The 15,030-nt window shown below is 70.2% G+C and carries 12 protein-coding genes, 2 pseudogenes and 4 CRISPR repeat arrays; of the genes and pseudogenes, 9 read left to right on the forward strand and 5 right to left on the reverse strand.

From position 1 onward, the window contains the following. From ACWCPW_RS46585 to ACWCPW_RS46605, 5 genes and pseudogenes are all read left to right on the forward strand, one after another. Positions 1 to 306, forward strand: a pseudogene (locus ACWCPW_RS46585) (histidine phosphatase family protein); the annotation flags it as partial. Positions 307 to 382: 76 nt separating this feature from the next. Next, on the forward strand, positions 383 to 1,567 hold the full coding sequence (locus ACWCPW_RS46590; RefSeq protein ID WP_449767704.1) for a VWA domain-containing protein: 1,185 nt from the start codon (positions 383 to 385) through the stop codon (positions 1,565 to 1,567). A 1,047-nt stretch (positions 1,568 to 2,614) separates the two neighbouring features. Next, complete coding sequence (locus ACWCPW_RS46595) at positions 2,615 to 3,814, forward strand: methyltransferase domain-containing protein (RefSeq protein WP_449767705.1); 1,200 nt, start codon at positions 2,615 to 2,617, stop codon at positions 3,812 to 3,814. Between the two features lie 96 nt (positions 3,815 to 3,910). After that, positions 3,911 to 4,370: a CRISPR direct-repeat array (repeat unit 28 nt). 297 nt (positions 4,371 to 4,667) lie between these two features. After that, on the forward strand, positions 4,668 to 4,982 hold the full coding sequence (locus tag ACWCPW_RS46600) for a hypothetical protein (protein WP_449767706.1): 315 nt from the start codon (positions 4,668 to 4,670) through the stop codon (positions 4,980 to 4,982). Then, positions 4,982 to 5,227 carry a hypothetical protein gene (locus ACWCPW_RS46605; RefSeq protein WP_449767707.1) on the forward strand — a complete coding sequence of 82 codons (246 nt, stop codon included), beginning with the start codon at positions 4,982 to 4,984 and terminating at the stop codon, positions 5,225 to 5,227. Before ACWCPW_RS46600 ends, ACWCPW_RS46605 begins: the two co-directional genes overlap by 1 nt. Before the next feature lie 275 nt (positions 5,228 to 5,502). Further along, a CRISPR array of direct repeats spans positions 5,503 to 5,897; the repeat unit is 28 nt. A 484-nt stretch (positions 5,898 to 6,381) separates the two neighbouring features. Further along, positions 6,382 to 6,714: direct repeats of the CRISPR family, unit length 28 nt; unit sequence GTCGGCCCCGCGTCCGCAGGGATGGTCC. A gap of 254 nt (positions 6,715 to 6,968) precedes the next feature. Here the strand turns inward: ACWCPW_RS46605 and ACWCPW_RS46610 are convergent. The 3 genes from ACWCPW_RS46610 to ACWCPW_RS46620 form a co-directional block, all read right to left on the reverse strand. Then, positions 6,969 to 7,592 (reverse strand): DUF6000 family protein, encoded by a 624-nt coding sequence (locus ACWCPW_RS46610; RefSeq protein ID WP_449767708.1) that lies wholly within the window; start codon positions 7,590 to 7,592, stop codon positions 6,969 to 6,971. A gap of 194 nt (positions 7,593 to 7,786) precedes the next feature. After that, a complete protein-coding gene (locus ACWCPW_RS46615; protein WP_449767709.1) occupies positions 7,787 to 8,167 on the reverse strand; it encodes a hypothetical protein in 381 nt (126 codons plus the stop codon). A gap of 400 nt (positions 8,168 to 8,567) precedes the next feature. Then, positions 8,568 to 8,964: a CRISPR direct-repeat array (repeat unit 30 nt; unit sequence GTTGGCCCCGCGAACGCGGGGATGCTCCCC). Positions 8,965 to 9,075: 111 nt separating this feature from the next. Continuing rightward, positions 9,076 to 9,261 carry a hypothetical protein gene (locus ACWCPW_RS46620; protein WP_449767710.1) on the reverse strand — a complete coding sequence of 62 codons (186 nt, stop codon included), beginning with the start codon at positions 9,259 to 9,261 and terminating at the stop codon, positions 9,076 to 9,078. Between the two features lie 155 nt (positions 9,262 to 9,416). Between ACWCPW_RS46620 and ACWCPW_RS46625 the strand changes: the two genes are divergently transcribed. Together ACWCPW_RS46625 and ACWCPW_RS46630 are read left to right on the forward strand one after the other, a co-directional pair. Beyond that, the gene (locus ACWCPW_RS46625) at positions 9,417 to 9,863 is read left to right on the forward strand and encodes a DUF4267 domain-containing protein (protein WP_449767711.1); all 447 of its coding nucleotides are present in this window, start codon (positions 9,417 to 9,419) and stop codon (positions 9,861 to 9,863) included. A 760-nt stretch (positions 9,864 to 10,623) separates the two neighbouring features. Beyond that, entirely contained in the window at positions 10,624 to 12,663 is a 2,040-nt protein-coding gene (locus ACWCPW_RS46630; RefSeq protein WP_449767712.1) for an NACHT domain-containing protein, read from the forward strand. 228 nt (positions 12,664 to 12,891) lie between these two features. Here the strand turns inward: ACWCPW_RS46630 and ACWCPW_RS46635 are convergent, their stop codons facing one another. Together ACWCPW_RS46635 and ACWCPW_RS46640 are read right to left on the reverse strand one after the other, a co-directional pair. Beyond that, complete coding sequence (locus ACWCPW_RS46635; protein WP_449767713.1) at positions 12,892 to 13,062, reverse strand: hypothetical protein; 171 nt, start codon at positions 13,060 to 13,062, stop codon at positions 12,892 to 12,894. A gap of 419 nt (positions 13,063 to 13,481) precedes the next feature. Further along, positions 13,482 to 14,138, reverse strand: a complete 657-nt coding sequence (locus ACWCPW_RS46640; protein ID WP_449767714.1) for an SDR family NAD(P)-dependent oxidoreductase — start codon at positions 14,136 to 14,138, stop codon at positions 13,482 to 13,484. A gap of 207 nt (positions 14,139 to 14,345) precedes the next feature. Here ACWCPW_RS46640 and ACWCPW_RS46645 point away from each other — a divergent pair, with 207 nt between their 5' ends. Beyond that, positions 14,346 to 14,726: a MerR family transcriptional regulator gene (locus tag ACWCPW_RS46645; RefSeq protein WP_449767715.1), complete on the forward strand. Its 381-nt coding sequence runs from the start codon at positions 14,346 to 14,348 to the stop codon at positions 14,724 to 14,726. A gap of 31 nt (positions 14,727 to 14,757) precedes the next feature. Beyond that, positions 14,758 to 15,030: pseudogene (locus ACWCPW_RS46650) on the forward strand (DUF6009 family protein); the annotation flags it as partial.

Raw genomic sequence — 15,030 nt, forward strand, 5'->3', positions numbered from 1 at the left:
GTGGGTCCGACCCCCCGCGGCTTCCGGCAGGCCGTATGGCTCGCCGAGACGCTTCCCGAACTCGTGGGCCCGGCACCGGGCGTGTTCACCTCGCAATACCGCAGGGCGATCGACACCGCGGCGATCGCCCTCCCCACCCTCGGGGAGAGCCGGGTGCGGGTGACCGCCCTGCTCAACGAGCAGCACTACGGCGAGGCCACGTACCTGACCAAGCGCGAGCTGTTCGCCACCCACCCCGAAGGCACCGAGGACCGGCAGACGCGCAAGCACCTGTGGACCCCGCCGGGCCCGGGCGGCGAATCCCTCGCCGAGGGCGTTCCTCCGGCGCGCCGCCGCCTTCGTCGACACCCTCCACGACACCGCGGGCGCCACGGCGGCGGCGGTGGCCGTCACCCACCACACCGCGATCCTCGCCCTGCGCGCGATCCTCGAACGCCGCCCCGTCACCGAGTTGGTGGAGCAGGCCCGTACCGCCAAGACCCCGAACGCGGGCATCCTGCGCTACGAGCTGCGCGCGGGAATGTTCCATACCGCCGGGAGCGCCGCGCCGACGATCCGAGGCAGCCCGATGAGCGTCGTGTTCTTCAACGGCCCCGTCCAGAACGGTGACTTCACCTTCGCCGACCGGCTGGGCAAGGCGGTGGGCATACGCATCGCCGAAGCCCTCAACACCGTCCTGGGCACGCCGCCCGTGCCGCATCTGTGGAACACCACGACCCTGGCGTCGGCGTGGAAGGTGCGAGCCGTCGGACAGGGCTATTCGAACGATCTTGCGGGCATGGCAATCGACTTCGGTATCGTCGTCGACGACCCCGGCCCGCAGTCCGCGTCAGTCGTGGGGCCGCCCGCCGATACAGCCGGCGCCCGTGCGGTCGTCAGTCTGGACAAAATACGCAGCGCCGCTCCGGGCTTGGTTGACCTATACACGACCGCAGCACAGTGCCTGCGCGAAAAAGGAATCTCCCACCAACGCGGCGCCGTGTACCTGGTGATGGATCACTCGGGCAGCATGGGCTGGTTCTACGAGAACGGGACCATGCAGCACCTGGCCGAACAGGTCCTGGGATTGGCAGCGAACCTCGACGACGACGGATCAGTTCCCCTGGCGTTCTTCTCCGGTGGGGTCGACCTCGTCGCCGACATCACCCTCGACAATCACGTCGGACGCGTCCAGGCCCTGCACTCCGGGCTCGACTGGGGCGGCACCTCGTTCGTGCCCGCCATGCGCGCCGTCATCGAGCACTACCGCGCAAGCGGTTCCCAAGATCCGGCTTTCGTGGTCTTCCAGACCGACGGGGAGCCCTGGGACCGTCGAGAGACGCGGGAACTGCTGCGCGAGTCGAGTAGGCTGCCGATCTTCTGGCAGTTCGTCGGGTTCGGCCACAGCCGCGATCTTCGCTTCCTTCGCAGCCTGGACACGTTGCAAGGCCGTCGGATCGACAACGCCGGGTATTTCGGAGCGGGCCAACAACCGGAACGCCGCAGTGATGCCAAGTTGTACGACTGCCTCATGAAGGAGTTCCCGAGCTGGTTGGCCTCCGCAAGGGCAGCGGGCATTCTTCAGTAGGTGACCCGCCCGTACCCAAGCGACCGCAACGACGCGCGTGACGCGAACGTCAGCGGTGTGCGACCTCAGTTGGCTTGGAGTCGGCCCGCGAACGTGGGGTGTTCCCCACCTGAGGGGTTCAACTCACCACGCCTACAAGTCGGCCCCGCGAGCGCGGGGATGTTCCGCAGTTCAGTTCGACGGCAGCGCCGGCGTAGTCGTCGGCCCCGCGAGCGCGGGGATGGTCCCTGTTCTCCGGGCAGTACGTCCCGGCGGCGGTTGGTCCCGCGAACGCGGGGATGGTCCCGGAGGCCGCCTCTTGGCGCCGAGGATGACACGGTCGGCCCCGCGTCCGCGGGGATGGTCCTGCCGGGACGACCACCGTCGGCCCGAACTGGTCGTCGGCCCCGCGTCCGCAGGGATGGTCCTGGCCGATTCGCGGCCCTCGCCACCGAGCTCGGGTTGGAGCCGCCGGTCGGCCCCGCGTCCGCGGGGATGGTTCACGTATTTGGTCAAAGAGGGCTGCCCAACGTGGTCGGTCCCGCGAACGCGGGGAGCCGGCGCAGGCCAAGACCGGCCGGCGGAACGACGAGTCGGCCCCGCGAACGCAGGAAGTCCCCTGCGGTTCAGTGCGGGACCCGTCGACCTCGCATGCCTCTGAGATCCAGACTCACACAGCTCTCGACCTGGAATCGGCCCCGCGCAAGCGAGTTCACGAGTCCGGTCTGTCCAAAGGTTCGGCCGTTGCCGGTCATTCCGCTCGCGGACGTGCATTGCCTGTCTCAACGCGGGCCGGGTGGTCGGAGGTCGGCGTGAGGGGATTCCGCAGGCGTTGCCACGGCCGTATTGTTGAAGCGTAAAGCTTCCCTCACCGACCGTAGCGAGCCGCCCGATCGTCATGGCCCGGCCCGGTGGCGGGAACAGGCCAACATCGCCGAAGGGATCGTCGACGTGGGTGATCATTCGAGTCCCATACCGAGCGACGGCAACCAGCCCGGGAGGCCTGTGCCCCCGCCCATCCTTCCTGACAAGCCGCCGAACCCCGGTACCCCGAAGAAGGACAAATAGGTGACGAGTGAGACCACGGAGCGGGCCCCGGCGGGCCTGCTTCGTCTCGTGGAACGGGTGACCGGTCCCCTCCCGGGCCCGTGGCGTGACGCTTTCGAGCACGTGCCCCGCGGCGCGTTCCTGCCCGACGTGGTGTGGGTACGGCTGGTCGACGGCATGCCCGACCACGCGCCCGTCGACCGGACCGTCGACCCCGACCGCTGGGAACAGGCCGCCTGGTCCGACGTGCCCGCGGTGATCCAGGTCCGCGACGGTCACGAGGGCGAACCGGGCGAGCCCGCCTGGCCGTCCTCGTCCGTCTCCCAACCCTCGATCGTCGCGAGCACCCTCCTGACCCTGGACGTGTCAGACGGACAGCGGGTCCTGGAGATCGGCACCGGCGGCGGCTGGAACGCGGGCCTGCTCGCGCACCGACTGGGCGACGCGAACGTCGTCACGATCGAAGTGGACCCGGGACTGGCAGCGGCCGCCCGAGGACGACTCAAGGCCCTCGGACTGCATCCGACAGTCGTGACGGGCGACGGGGCAAAGGGGTGGGCGGAGCAGGCTCCGTACGACCGGATCCTCGGCACCTGCTCGGTGGCCCGCGTCCCGCACGCATGGCTCGAACAACTGGCGCCCGGCGGCTCGATCGTCACCCCGTGGACCACGGCATGGGCCACCTACGGAAACCTCGTCCTGACGCCCCGTCACGACGGCACCGCGCGCGGCCGGTTCGCCCACGGCGGCGCGTTCATGGCGATGCGCGACCACCGCTCCGCCGTACGCGACGTCGCGGCCCTGGCCCGACCCTCGGACAACCCCGACAGCGGCAGCACCCGGCTGTCGCCGTGGGACGTCGCGGGCGGAGACCGACACACCGAGGCCGTCATGGGCCTGACCCTGCCCGGCCTGCACACCCACTGGAACGACGACCCACAGGTGGGCGACGCCTTCCGGTCACGACTGTGGGTCTGGGACGACGCGCTCACCTCCTGGGCCACGATCGACTACGACGGGCGCCAACTCGACACCTTCCACGTCCGCCAACACGGCCCCCGCCACCTGTGGGACGAGACCGAGGCCGCCTGGTCCCGGTGGACATCGGCCGGCCGCCCGGCCTTCGACGAATTCGTGCTCGCCATCGAACCCGACGGCAGCCAGACCGTTCGCTGCGACAAAGCGGGCGGCTCCTTCTGGCCCGTCCCACTCGACACATGACCCCTCCACTCCGCTTCACGACAGACGGCAACAGGTGGCAAGATGCAACTAAGTGAAAACGGCGTTACCCACCGGTAGAACCCCAGGTCACCCAGCGTCGGCCCCGCGCAGGCGGGGATGTTCCCGCCCTTGGGCATCGAGGGTGTACTCGACGTGGGTCGGCCCCGCGCAGGCGGGGATGTTCCCGCCCGGGGCCGCCCCGTTTTCACGGGGTGGACGTCGGCCCCGCGCAGGCGGGGATGTTCCCCCCCCCCGTACTCGCCGGCGTTCCCGTGTCGTCCGAGTCGGCCCCGCGCAGGCGGGGATGTTCCCCGGTGCACAGCGATCCGATACGGGGGCCGGTAGTCGGCCCCGCGCAGGCGGGGATGTTCCGGGCAGGAGCGCGCAGAGTTGGGATGAGCTTGCGTCGGCCCCGCGCAGGCGGGGATGTTCCGGCGATGCTCGCCCAGCTGATCACCGAGATGGAGTCGGCCCCGCGCAGGCGGGGATGTTCCTCAGCGGAGGGAGTTGACCCCCTCAACCCGCTCGTCGGCCCCGCGCAGGCGGGGATGCTCCCGGGACTCGGATTTGGGTCCCCCGCTGATAGAGGTTGGCCCCGCGCAGACGGGGATGTTCCGTGGGTTCGGGGGGAGTTCGGCGAGGAGTCGGCCCCGCGAGGGCGGGGATGCTCCCGTCCTCCCGGCTCACGGGCACCTCGAGGAGTGGCAGGCCCCGTGAACACCGGAATTGCTGCCTGCCATTCGCCCAAAGCCCTGGGCTTGTGGCGGTCGGCTCGTGCAGGGCGGGGATGTGCGCGAATGCGCCCATGCGCGCCGCCTACCGGTCGTCGTGGCCGCGGTGTCACGCTGGGGTCATGGACACCACCCCGGACATCCACCTCACCATCACCGGCACCGGACTCCACGCCCGCATCACCGACCAGGCCCTCGCCGTGGTCGACGACGAACTGCGCGCCGACTACGAACGCACCGTCGGCCACGCCCTCAAAGCCGCCGCCGAGGCCTGGGACGGCCACCGATACGACGAGTTCGCCGTCCACCTCGCCAAGGCCACCGAAACCCTCACCGAAATCCAACACATGGCCGTCACCTGCCGCGACCGCGCCGGCTACGAGGCCATGACCGCCCGAGCACGCGAAATCATCGCCGACGGCGACGGGATCACCTGATGCCGTACTCCGTCACCTACGACCGACGAGCCCGCCAACAAGCCGCGACCCTCCCAGCCCACGCACGCAACGCCCTCACCCACGCCGAGTCCCGCCTCTCCACCGACCCCTGGACATCCACCCGAGCCGCCGGACACCTCAAGGAAATGCGCCACATGGAATTCACCGCCGGCGGCCTCATCACCCTGACCATCCAGGTCCAGACCGCCACCGTCGTCATCATGGACATCACCTACATCGGATAGACCACTCGCCCACCGACCCGGCCGATGACGATCGGGAACACTACCGGCAAGACTCCGTGACCGCCGCCAGCCGACCTCGCGAACGTATGAACACGCCCCTGACCGGACTTCGCAAAGCGGCAGGCAGAGGTCCACGGGAAGTGCCGATGACGAGACCATCAGGTGAACTACCGTGGAGCCGAAGAAGATCTGCGTCGCAACGACCAGCAGTGGGTGGCAAGATGCAACCGATTGAAAACGGTGTTACCCGCTGGTAGAACCCCAGGTCATCCAGCGTCGGCCCCGCGAACGCGGGGATGCTCCCCCGGGGCCGTCGAGCAGGTCGGCCTTGACCGTGTCGGCCCCGCGAACGCGGGGATGCTCCCTGTCCCGGGTAGTTGGGTTGGGGGGCGATGTCGTCGGCCCCGCGAACGCGGGGATGCTCCCGCCCCCACTACGCCCGCGATTTGTGCGCCATGGTCGGCCCCGCGAACGCGGGGATGCTCCCCGCACCACGGACCCGTGCCTGTTGGCGGCTCAGTCGGCCCCGCGAACGTGGGGATGCTCCCGCCTGCCCGAGCGCACCATCACCGAGGTTCGGGTCGGCCCCGCGAGCGCGGGGATGCTCCCTCGACCTTGCGCTGGCCGCAGGCGAGTGGGTCGTCGGCCCCGCGAACGCGGGGATGCTCCGCGCGGTCGGTCGGCTTCCAGTTCGTGTGGGCGGTCGGCCCCGCGAACGCGGGGATAAGCCCGACTGGTTCGCCCTCGGCGAGTTCACCGCCGAGTCGGCCCCGCGAACGCGGGGATGTTCCCTCGCCGCGCTCCTGGACGGAGCCGGCGAACGCGTCGGCCGCGCGAACGCTGGGATGCTCCTCCGCATCCTCTCTGGTCATTTGCGGGGGACACGTTGGCCCCGCGAACGCGGGGATGGTCCCACGGTGCCCGACACCGGCGAGGCCCCCAGCACGTCCGCCCCGCGCAGGCTGGAATGCTCCGACGTAAGGCCCGGTTCCGGATGGCCGATGTCATGCCTCGGACTCACTGCCGGCCCGGCCCTTCCGGGTGAACTACCGTGGGGCCGAAGAAGATCCACCTCGCGACAGCCGACAACAGGTGGCAAGATGCAACTGAACGAAATCGGTATTACCCGCTGGTAGAAGACCAGGTCATCCAGCGTCGGCCCCGCGTCCGCAGGGATGGTCCCACACCTCGCCCGGCCGGAGATCGCACCGCGCGGTCGGCCCCGCGTCCGCAGGGATGGTCCGTACTCGGCGCGCTCGCGCGCGCTGCCCACGGGGTCGGCCCCGCGTCCGCAGGGATGGTCCCGGCGCTGGTAGGGCGCGGGGGATGCGCCGTTGGTCGGCCCCGCGTCCGCAGGGATGGTCCCGGCCGGCCGCAGTCGTGGCACTCGGGCATCTCGTCGGCCCCGCGTCCGCAGGGATGGTCCGTCCTTCAGCCGCACTTGCAGGTTCCCCGGGTAGTCGGCCCCGCGTCCGCAGGGATGGTCCTACGAGACGGCCGCCGTTGAAAGCGCGGCGAGGGTCGGCCCCGTGAACGCGGGGGTGTTCCGGTCTTCTACACGTCGACGTGGGCCATGGGCCTGTCGGCCCCGCGAACGCGGGAGGGTCGGCCCAAGCCGACGATGACGAACGGGTGTGCTCATGTCGGCCGCGCGAAGGCGGAAATGTGCGGTGGTAGACGGACTGCTCAGCGCCGTGGTCGGTCCTGCCTGCGGAAGCTTCCCTTGCCCCAGCCCGCCGGATCAGTGGTGCTCCGCCTCGTCGGTACCGGGCGCATATCGGTCGGCGAGGGCACACATCTGCGCGATGTGCCGTTCCATCTGCGCGGGTTCGGGAGTTCGCTCGTCCGCCCAGTGTTCCCAGAGCCCGTCGGGTTCCAGGAACGCCGCAGCGCGATGGCTGCCCAGGGCCCGGTCGAGGTGGAGGAGCGCGCCGAGTGCCCACGGTTGGTCGTAGCGGCATTCGGGCCGCCGGAGGTAAACGTCCAGGTAGGAGACGAGGAGCCCGGCGTCCTCGCGGGTACCGAGCATGGCGAGCGCGACGCAGTAGCCCTCGCAGGCGTAGGTGAGTTCGCTCGCGAGGAGGAGTTCGCCGAGGCGTTTCCGGAACCGTTCGCGGCGGTCCACGCCGATCATCCAGGCGGCGACGGTCCGCGAGCGCCATTCCGGACGGAGGAGGAACTCCAGTTCGGTGTCGGTGACCTGCCGCGCGTCGCGGCCGAGGTCCCGAAGGAACCCGGCACGTTCCCCTGGCGGCATACGCACGAAGCTCCCGCCGGCAAGGGCCGTGTAGCGACGGTGTTCGGTGGTGCCGATCACGTAATGGCGAACGGTGTCGGTGCCGGGTATCGGTGGTGGGAGGTTCACACCCGCATCCTGGCCTGGAACCCGATTGTGGACCAGGCGTGAAGGCGCGCTCGGGAACCCGGGTTGTTGCGATTCTCAATCAGCCGAACGCGGGTTTCCGTCTGTTCACCGACGTCGCCGCCAAGGCAGCGTGCCGGTGCGCGACGGTCTTCGAAAGGGAACTGAATGAGTGACGGGCCGGGTTCGGATGTCGGTCAGCCCCCTGCAAGGGTCGCGGTTCCGGCCGTCCGGTCCGACCACCCGCGCACGCTGACGGCTCGATCCATGCGGCGGGCGATCTCCGACTTCGCTGCGGCGTCCAAGGTCTCCGGAATCTCGTCGAAGGTGTCGGGAAGGACGTCGAGCAGGCCCAGGATCCGTTCACCGGTACCGACGGTCGGCAGGAGTCGACATCGCCACTGGGGCGACACCTCGGGCCGATGGCCGAGCTCGTGCACGAGCACGGGGAAGAGGTGGTGCGTCGCCCCCGCGGCGAGGTGTTCCCGGAGCCGGGCGATCTCGAGCCTTTGGCTGAAGCCGCAGGCCGCGGCGGCCTGTTGCAGAGCCAGGAGTTGGTCGGTGTCGACGGCGCGCACCGTTCGGGGAAAGGGCTGCCGGGGTCATGCCGAGATGATGCCGACCCGGACCTGCCCGCCAACGATCAGGCCGGCGGTGCTGCCGCGGTCCACGAGGAGCACGAGTCGCGGAAGCGTTCGGCGAGGATGTCGGTTCCGCGCAGGCGCGGAGGCGCCCTCGGGTTGGGTGCCGTCGCTCACCGTCGTCGGTTCGCGCGTGGCCCGTCCGGCCGCCAGCCGCGGCGCAGCCGGGACTCGGTGGTCGTTTTCACGGAGTCCGCGGGAAGTGCGATGAGGAGCCTGTCGGGTGAACTACCGTGCGGTTGAAGGAGGTCAGCTTCGCGACAGGCCAGTAGCAGGTGGCAAGATGCAACTAAACGAAATCGGTATTACCCGCTGATAGAACCCCAGGTCATCCAGTGTTGGCCCCGCGAACGCGGGGATGCTCCCCAGGGGCGGACCGAGATATCGGTCATGTCCTCGTTGGCCCCGCGAACGCGGGGATGCTCCCCGGCCCGTTTCAGGACTAGTTTGGGTGGCTCGGTTGGCCCCGCGAACGCGGGGATGCTCCCGACTCCGCGAACATCTCGGACGGTCCGGACCTGTTGGCCCCGCGAACGCGGGGATGCTCCCGACGAGTGGTACCAAGTCGCGGCACGGCTGCTGTTGGCCCCGCGAACGCGGGGATGCTCCCCTCGTCATCCTCGGTGAGGTGGACGCGCTCAAGGTTGGCCCCGCGAACGCGGGGATGCTCCCCAGGGGCGGACCGAGATATCGGTCATGTCCTCGTTGGCCCCGCGAACGCGGGGATGTTCCCTCGTCCTGGCCGAAGTGGCGCCGTGGCCGCTCTGCCACCGGAACGGACGTGCCGGCAACTGCGGGGGTTCCCGCACCGGACGAGCCCGGGGCGCGTGCGGGGTTGCTTTGCTTCAGCCCAGTTGGAGTTTGTAGAGCTCAGTGAAGGGGCCGCCGACGTCGACGAGTTCGTCGAAGGTCCCGGTCTCGACGATGCGTCCGGTGTCCGTGACGAGGATGCGGTCGGCGATGCGGACGTTGGCGGCGAGCGCGGCCACCACGTGTTGACGGCGGCGACGAGCGGCGCGGGCGCGAGCCACGCGCCGACGCGCCGGGCCCGGCCCCGGCGGCTCTCCGCTCGCCGTCCGGGTCGCCTCCAAGTCGCTTCCATGTTCCTTCCAGGACCACCCGGCGAGGCTGTTCCCACAAGGCGACGACGGCCGGTCCCACCGGCCCGACACTCGGGAGAACACCCATGAAGCTCAGGACCCTGACCACCATCCTGGCCGCCCTCGGTGGCGCGTTCATCATCTACGTCGGCCTCGCCTACCTGTTCGCCCCGCAGTCGACCGCGTCCGGCTTCGGCCTGCCCACCTGGCCCGAGCACGAGGGCACCGGATTCCTCGCCGTCAAGGGCGTCCGCGACATCGGCACCGGGCTGGTCATACTCGCCCTCCTGCTGACCGGACACCGGCGGGCGCTCGGCTGGACGATGCTCGCCATGACCTTCATCCCGGCCGGCGACATGACGGTCGTGCTGGGCAACGACGGCTCCGCCGCCACGGCCCTCGGCGTCCACGGCCTCACCGCCTGCCTGGTGGCACTCACCGCAGGCCTGCTCCTGCGCGAACGCCCGGCCCGGGCAACCACCCCCGCCCCCACCCCGACCACCCCGCGCGTCAGCGTCCCGGCCACACGTTGACCCCTCGGGCCACGCCGGCACCGGTGCCCTGTGTCGCCGACGGGATGCAGCGCCGCTCCCTTGCGGTCGGCTGCCCCTCACTCGGCGGGTGCTCGACGATGTGGCGGGCGACCGCGTCCGGGTGCGCGTCGACCCGGTCCGGGTTGCCGGCCGGCAACCCGGACCCGGCACGTACGCGGCCGGCCGGCCCGCCGACAGCGCAGGCTCGTACGGCACGCGGAGCGTGTCGCGTTCGGATCGGACCTCGCGCAACAGCCGGCGGGCGGCCGCCTGGTCATGCCCCGCGTACTGTGCGAAATCCCGTGGGTTCGCCTGAGTGTTCATCCCTCCGATCGGCCGTGTCGTCCCATGTTCGCGCGGGATGAAGGCATCGGGCTGCCTGAAAGGATCATGACGGTTCTTCAGGATTCCCGATGAACCGTCATGATCCCCACATGGAAATGCGGGCACGTGACCGCTAAACCCATGGTCAGATCCTCGCTGCGGCAATCGCTGCCCGACGGGAACCCACGGGATATCGGACACGCGGACCTCGTCGGGGTTGATCAGCCCCCGCGACCACGCACGTCTCCGCGCAGGGCCAGGGGGAACTGCCATCCCTCGAAGTCGTACGAGCTGCCGCGGTTGTTGGAAATCCACGGGCGTGGTTGAGGCGCAACTGTGGTGACCGAATGCCGTAATGGTGGCGCGTCGTCACGATCCTGCATCGGGGGCGGAGATCGCCTGTCTGCGGGCGGTGGTGCCGGCGATGATGCGTGTCATGGGGCGTTTGCGGGTGGGGCGGGCGGCTGTCGTCTACGGGGTCTTGCAAGCGGCTTCGGCGGCACTGGCGTTGTGGCTCGCGTGGCGGTTCGATGTGGCGTCCGTGGCGGCCACCGCGATCGCTTTGGCACCGACGGCGCCGGCCTCGTTCCTGGCCTGGCTCGCCTACCGCGACGACCGCCGCGAGGCAGCCGACCCGGCGGCCAAAACCGCGATGCTGGCCGCTGCCGTGGCCGCCGCGGAGACGCGGCAGCGCGCCCAGTTGATCGGCGAGGGTGCCCACCGCATCGACCTCACCTACCGATACCGCCCCGAAGTCGCCAACAACGCGGCGGGCGCGGCCGCCTCCGGCCGCCTGTCCGACATCACCGCCTACTACCGGAGCATCCGCCCGGCGCGGTTGGTCGTCACCGGCGCGCCGGGGGCGGGTAAGACCGTCCTCGCCCTGGACCTGGTCCTCGGTCTGCTCACCGACCCCGCCCGCACGGACACCGACCCGGTGCCGGTGCGGATCTCCCTGGCCGGGTGGGACACCGAACGCCCGCTCGGCGAGTGGCTGCTCGACCAGGTCCACCGGCGGTTCCGCGACCGGGGCCTGACCGTCGCCGACGCCGAAGTCCTCGTCGAGCAGCGCCGGATCCTGCCGGTCCTGGACGGCCTGGACGAGATGGACAACGACACCATCCCGGTGCCGCGCCGCCGTGCTGTAGCAGCGCTGCGGCAACTCAACGCCTATCAGGACTCTGCGGGCAGCGCCCCGGTGATCCTGACCTGCCGCAGCGTCCAGTACGCCGAACTCGCCGCGTTGGACGTGCGGATGCGTGAGGCCGCCCGCGTCGAGATCGAACCCGTCACCCCCGCCCAGGCCGGCGCCTACCTGACCGCCCGCGGTACCGACCCGATCCGCTGGGCGCCAGTCATCCACACCCTGCACACCGCCCCCGGCGGCACCCTCGCCCGGTCCCTCGACACCCCCTGGCGCCTCAACCTCGCCGCCACCGTCTACGAGGAACGTGCCCCCGACACCCTGCTCCCGGTGCGCCGGCCCGACGACCTGTGCGCCCTGGCATCGCCCGGCGCGGTCCGCGACCACCTGCTGGGTCTGTACGTGCCCGCCGCCGTGCACCAACATCCCACCCGGCCCGGCCGTTACCGCCCCGACGCCACTCATCGCCAACTCGCCGCCCTCGCCCGGCACCTCGCGACCGCGACGCCGTATTCCGCCGCCCGCCCCGGCGCGGGCACCGATCTGGTGCTCCACGAGCTGTGGCCGATGGCCGGCCCCCTCCGCGTGCGCGCCACGGACACGCTCCTCGCCGCGATCCTCACGACTGTCTACGGAAGCCTGCTGCTGGCCATGAGCGGCATCGGCACCTCCCTCCCACATCTGATCAACTACACAGCGCTCGCCCTGCTCGCCCTGCCGGCCATCCTGGTGGGCAGCAGCGCCGCTGTTGCGGGAACCCCCGTGCTCCACCTCCACCGGCTACGGAGCCCCGGCCCGCATCTCGCCAAAATGCTCCGGGCCGGGCTCGCACTCGGAGTCGGGCTCGGGCTCGGAGTCGGACTCATCATCGGGGTCAGACTCGGGTTCGGGCTCGGGTACGGGCTCGCGGTCGGGCTCGCGGTCGGATTCATGTTCTGGCTCGTGCTCGGGCTCCTGCTCGGACTCGCGGAACCCTTGGGTGACGTCCCACCCGCGGATCCCCGCCGTCCGGTGCGGGACGATCTCACGGTCGGGCTCGCCGGCGGGCTCGCGCTCGGGCTCACCTCCGCGCTCGTGTACGGACTCGTTGCCGGGCCCGTCTTCGGACTCACCATCGGGCTCATACACGGCACGATCGGCCTGTACGTGCTCGCCAGAGCCGGCCGCCGCTACCTCGTGTTCCTCTACTGCGCCCGAAACCGGCTGCCCGGGCGCCTCGGCGTCTTCCTGAACTGGTGCTACGGGACAGGCCTGCTCCGTATCTCGGGGGTGGCCTACCAGTTCCGCCACCGCGAACTCCAAAGCTGGCTCGCGGCACACCCCAACCCGTGACCGAGAGGAAGCCCCCACAGAAAGCGTACGTGGGCGCGCTGTGTGTGCAGGAATAACGATCTTTTTGTATCCCGCCACCTGCGCGACCGCGACCTCCAGCGAGATCCAGGAGGGCCTCAACGTCGTCGGGGATCTCGACGCCGTGGTCGGTGCGGGCGGTGACCGCGACGCCGGTGAGCCGCCGCTCGATCGTGGACGGCGCCGACCGTTGCACCTGGTCGAGCCAGGTCACGAACCCCACCATCGTGCCCACGGTGAACGGGTGCTCGGCAGCGCGGTGCCGGTGCACTCGGCGAGCCGGCCGTGGAACTCCTCCCACAGCGCCCAGTCCCGCGCGTAGGAGTCTCGAGTCTTGTACGGCCGGATCTCGGCCAGGTGCTCCTCGGCCGCTTGGTCCAAGGCCGCGAGCACCGCAGCCGCCGCCGCGTCCGCGGCAGTCGTGAAACGCCACCCGGGACGTCATGGTGAGTTGGCAGTCGCCGCTGTTCGCGTTGCCGTTCCCCACATTGCTCGCGCTCCGCCCGGCCGGGCCGGGCGGAGCCGGGGAAAGTCTGCTGCTGTGGCAGCCTGCGCCTTGGTCGGATCGAGGTCGTCGGGCAAGCTGGGTCCATACCTTGGCGTTGATCGGTAGGCCCCGGTGCCACGGGGCGCGAGTTGCTGTGGGTGGGGGCGGTCGCCTGTTGCGGAACCGTCGAGCCGACGGAGAGGCGGTCTGTTCCGCCTCGATTGTTGAAACAGCTCGGGCGGGACAGTCTTCTCCCACTGCGACCGGCTCAGCGCCGGTCGCAGTGGGAGGGCCGCCTACCGGGCGGAGGCGGTCATTGGCCGAGGCCCTGGCTGAATCCACCGTCCACGGGCAGTTCCATACCGGTGGTGAAGGTGGCCTCGACGGCCAGGTACAGCGCGGCGGCGGCGACCTCTTCCACGGTGCCTCCCCGGCCCATCGGCGTGGAGGCGTTGCCTTGTTCGATGAACTCGGTGCGCTGCTCGTCGGTCAGTTCGGCGACGCCCATGGTGGGGGTGAGGATGAAGCCGGGGGCGATCGCGTTGACGCGGATCTTGCGGGGGAGCAGCTCGGCGGCGAGCACTTTGGTGAAGGCGGCGACGGCTTCCTTCGCCCCGGAGTAGGCGCTGAGTCCGGGGAAGATCTGGTCGTTGGAGACGGTGGTGAACACGATCGAGCCGCCCTCGGACATCAGCGGTGCCAATTGCTGGACGGTGAAGAAGGCGCCTTTGGTGTTCACGTTGAAGATGCGGTCCCACGATTCTTCCGTGACCTCTTCGAGCGTCTGGAACTCGGCGATGCCCTGGTTGACGAACAGGTAGTCGATGCCGCCGAGGCGGTCGGAGACCTGGTCGCGAAGAGCGGCGATGGCGCCGGCGTCGGTGGCGTCGGAGCGCACCGGGTGGGCGAGCGGGGTGTTGAGCGCCGCCTGTGCCTCGGCGAGTCGCCGGTCGCTGCGCCCGGTGTACATCACTTCGGCGCCGCGGTCGGTCAGGGCTTGGACGATGGCAGGCCCATGCCGATGGTGCCGCCGGTGACGACAGCCCTTCTGCCTGCCAGAGGCGTTGGGGCGATGGGGCGATGGTGGAACTGTGCTGGGTGCTGTGGTTCGTTGCCATGCCGATTAAGCTAAACCTTGACATTGACGTCAGAGTCAAACTTCTGTGTCGGGAGTCACATGTTCATCGGTGAGCTGTCCAGGCGCGCCGGCGTCAGCACCAGAAGCCTGCGGTACTACGAGCAGCAGGGGCTGCTGCGAGTCCAGCGGCGAGCCAGCGGCTACCGCGAGTTCGACGAGTCCGCTGTGGCCGCCGTGCGCCGGGTCCGGATCCTGCTCGCGGCCGGGCTGAACACCGACCTGATCCGGGAGGTGCTGCCCTGCATGACCGAAGAGGGCGCCATCCTGGCGCCGACGTGCGAGGAGATGGCCCAGGACCTCAGGGGCGAACGCGAGCGCCTGAGCCGTTCCATCGAACAACTCCAAGCCGCCCACGCCATGCTCAGCTCGATCATCCACGCAGGCGACGCGATCACCACCGGGGCCGACCGCAACGGCTAGCCCCTACGCCCTCCGGCCAGGCTTGCGGCCGCGCCGGCGCGCCCCGTTCGAAGCTCGGCGCGGGCACCTCGGCGGCGGCCGCGGCTCTGACAAGAGCGCCGAAGCCGATCCCGGCAGTGGCCTGCAACTGCGCAGGGTCTTCTTCTTCCTCCCGCACGACCGGGACAGCGAGCCCGAGGGCCTCTGTCAGGCGGGCGCGCCCGGAGAGGCGGTCGACCCGCGCACCATCGCCCCCAGATGCGTCGGTGAGAAGACCCCCCGCTCCCAGCGCGGCTCCGCCGCGATGACTCCGGCCGGCCGCTGA

This window comes from Embleya sp. NPDC001921 (assembly GCF_053594475.1).

What these genes read in the sequence shown, in the direction of transcription:
- ACWCPW_RS46640 (WP_449767714.1), bottom strand. Translation starts at nt 14,138, where the DNA reads ATGTACACCGGGCGCAGCGACCGGCGACTCGCCGAGGCACAGGCGGCG.
- ACWCPW_RS46600 (WP_449767706.1), top strand. Translation starts at nt 4,668, where the DNA reads ATGGACACCACCCCGGACATCCACCTCACCATCACCGGCACCGGACTC.
- ACWCPW_RS46625 (WP_449767711.1), top strand. Translation starts at nt 9,417, where the DNA reads ATGAAGCTCAGGACCCTGACCACCATCCTGGCCGCCCTCGGTGGCGCG.
- ACWCPW_RS46630 (WP_449767712.1), top strand. Translation starts at nt 10,624, where the DNA reads ATGGGGCGTTTGCGGGTGGGGCGGGCGGCTGTCGTCTACGGGGTCTTG.
- ACWCPW_RS46605 (WP_449767707.1), top strand. Translation starts at nt 4,982, where the DNA reads ATGCCGTACTCCGTCACCTACGACCGACGAGCCCGCCAACAAGCCGCG.
- ACWCPW_RS46645 (WP_449767715.1), top strand. Translation starts at nt 14,346, where the DNA reads ATGTTCATCGGTGAGCTGTCCAGGCGCGCCGGCGTCAGCACCAGAAGC.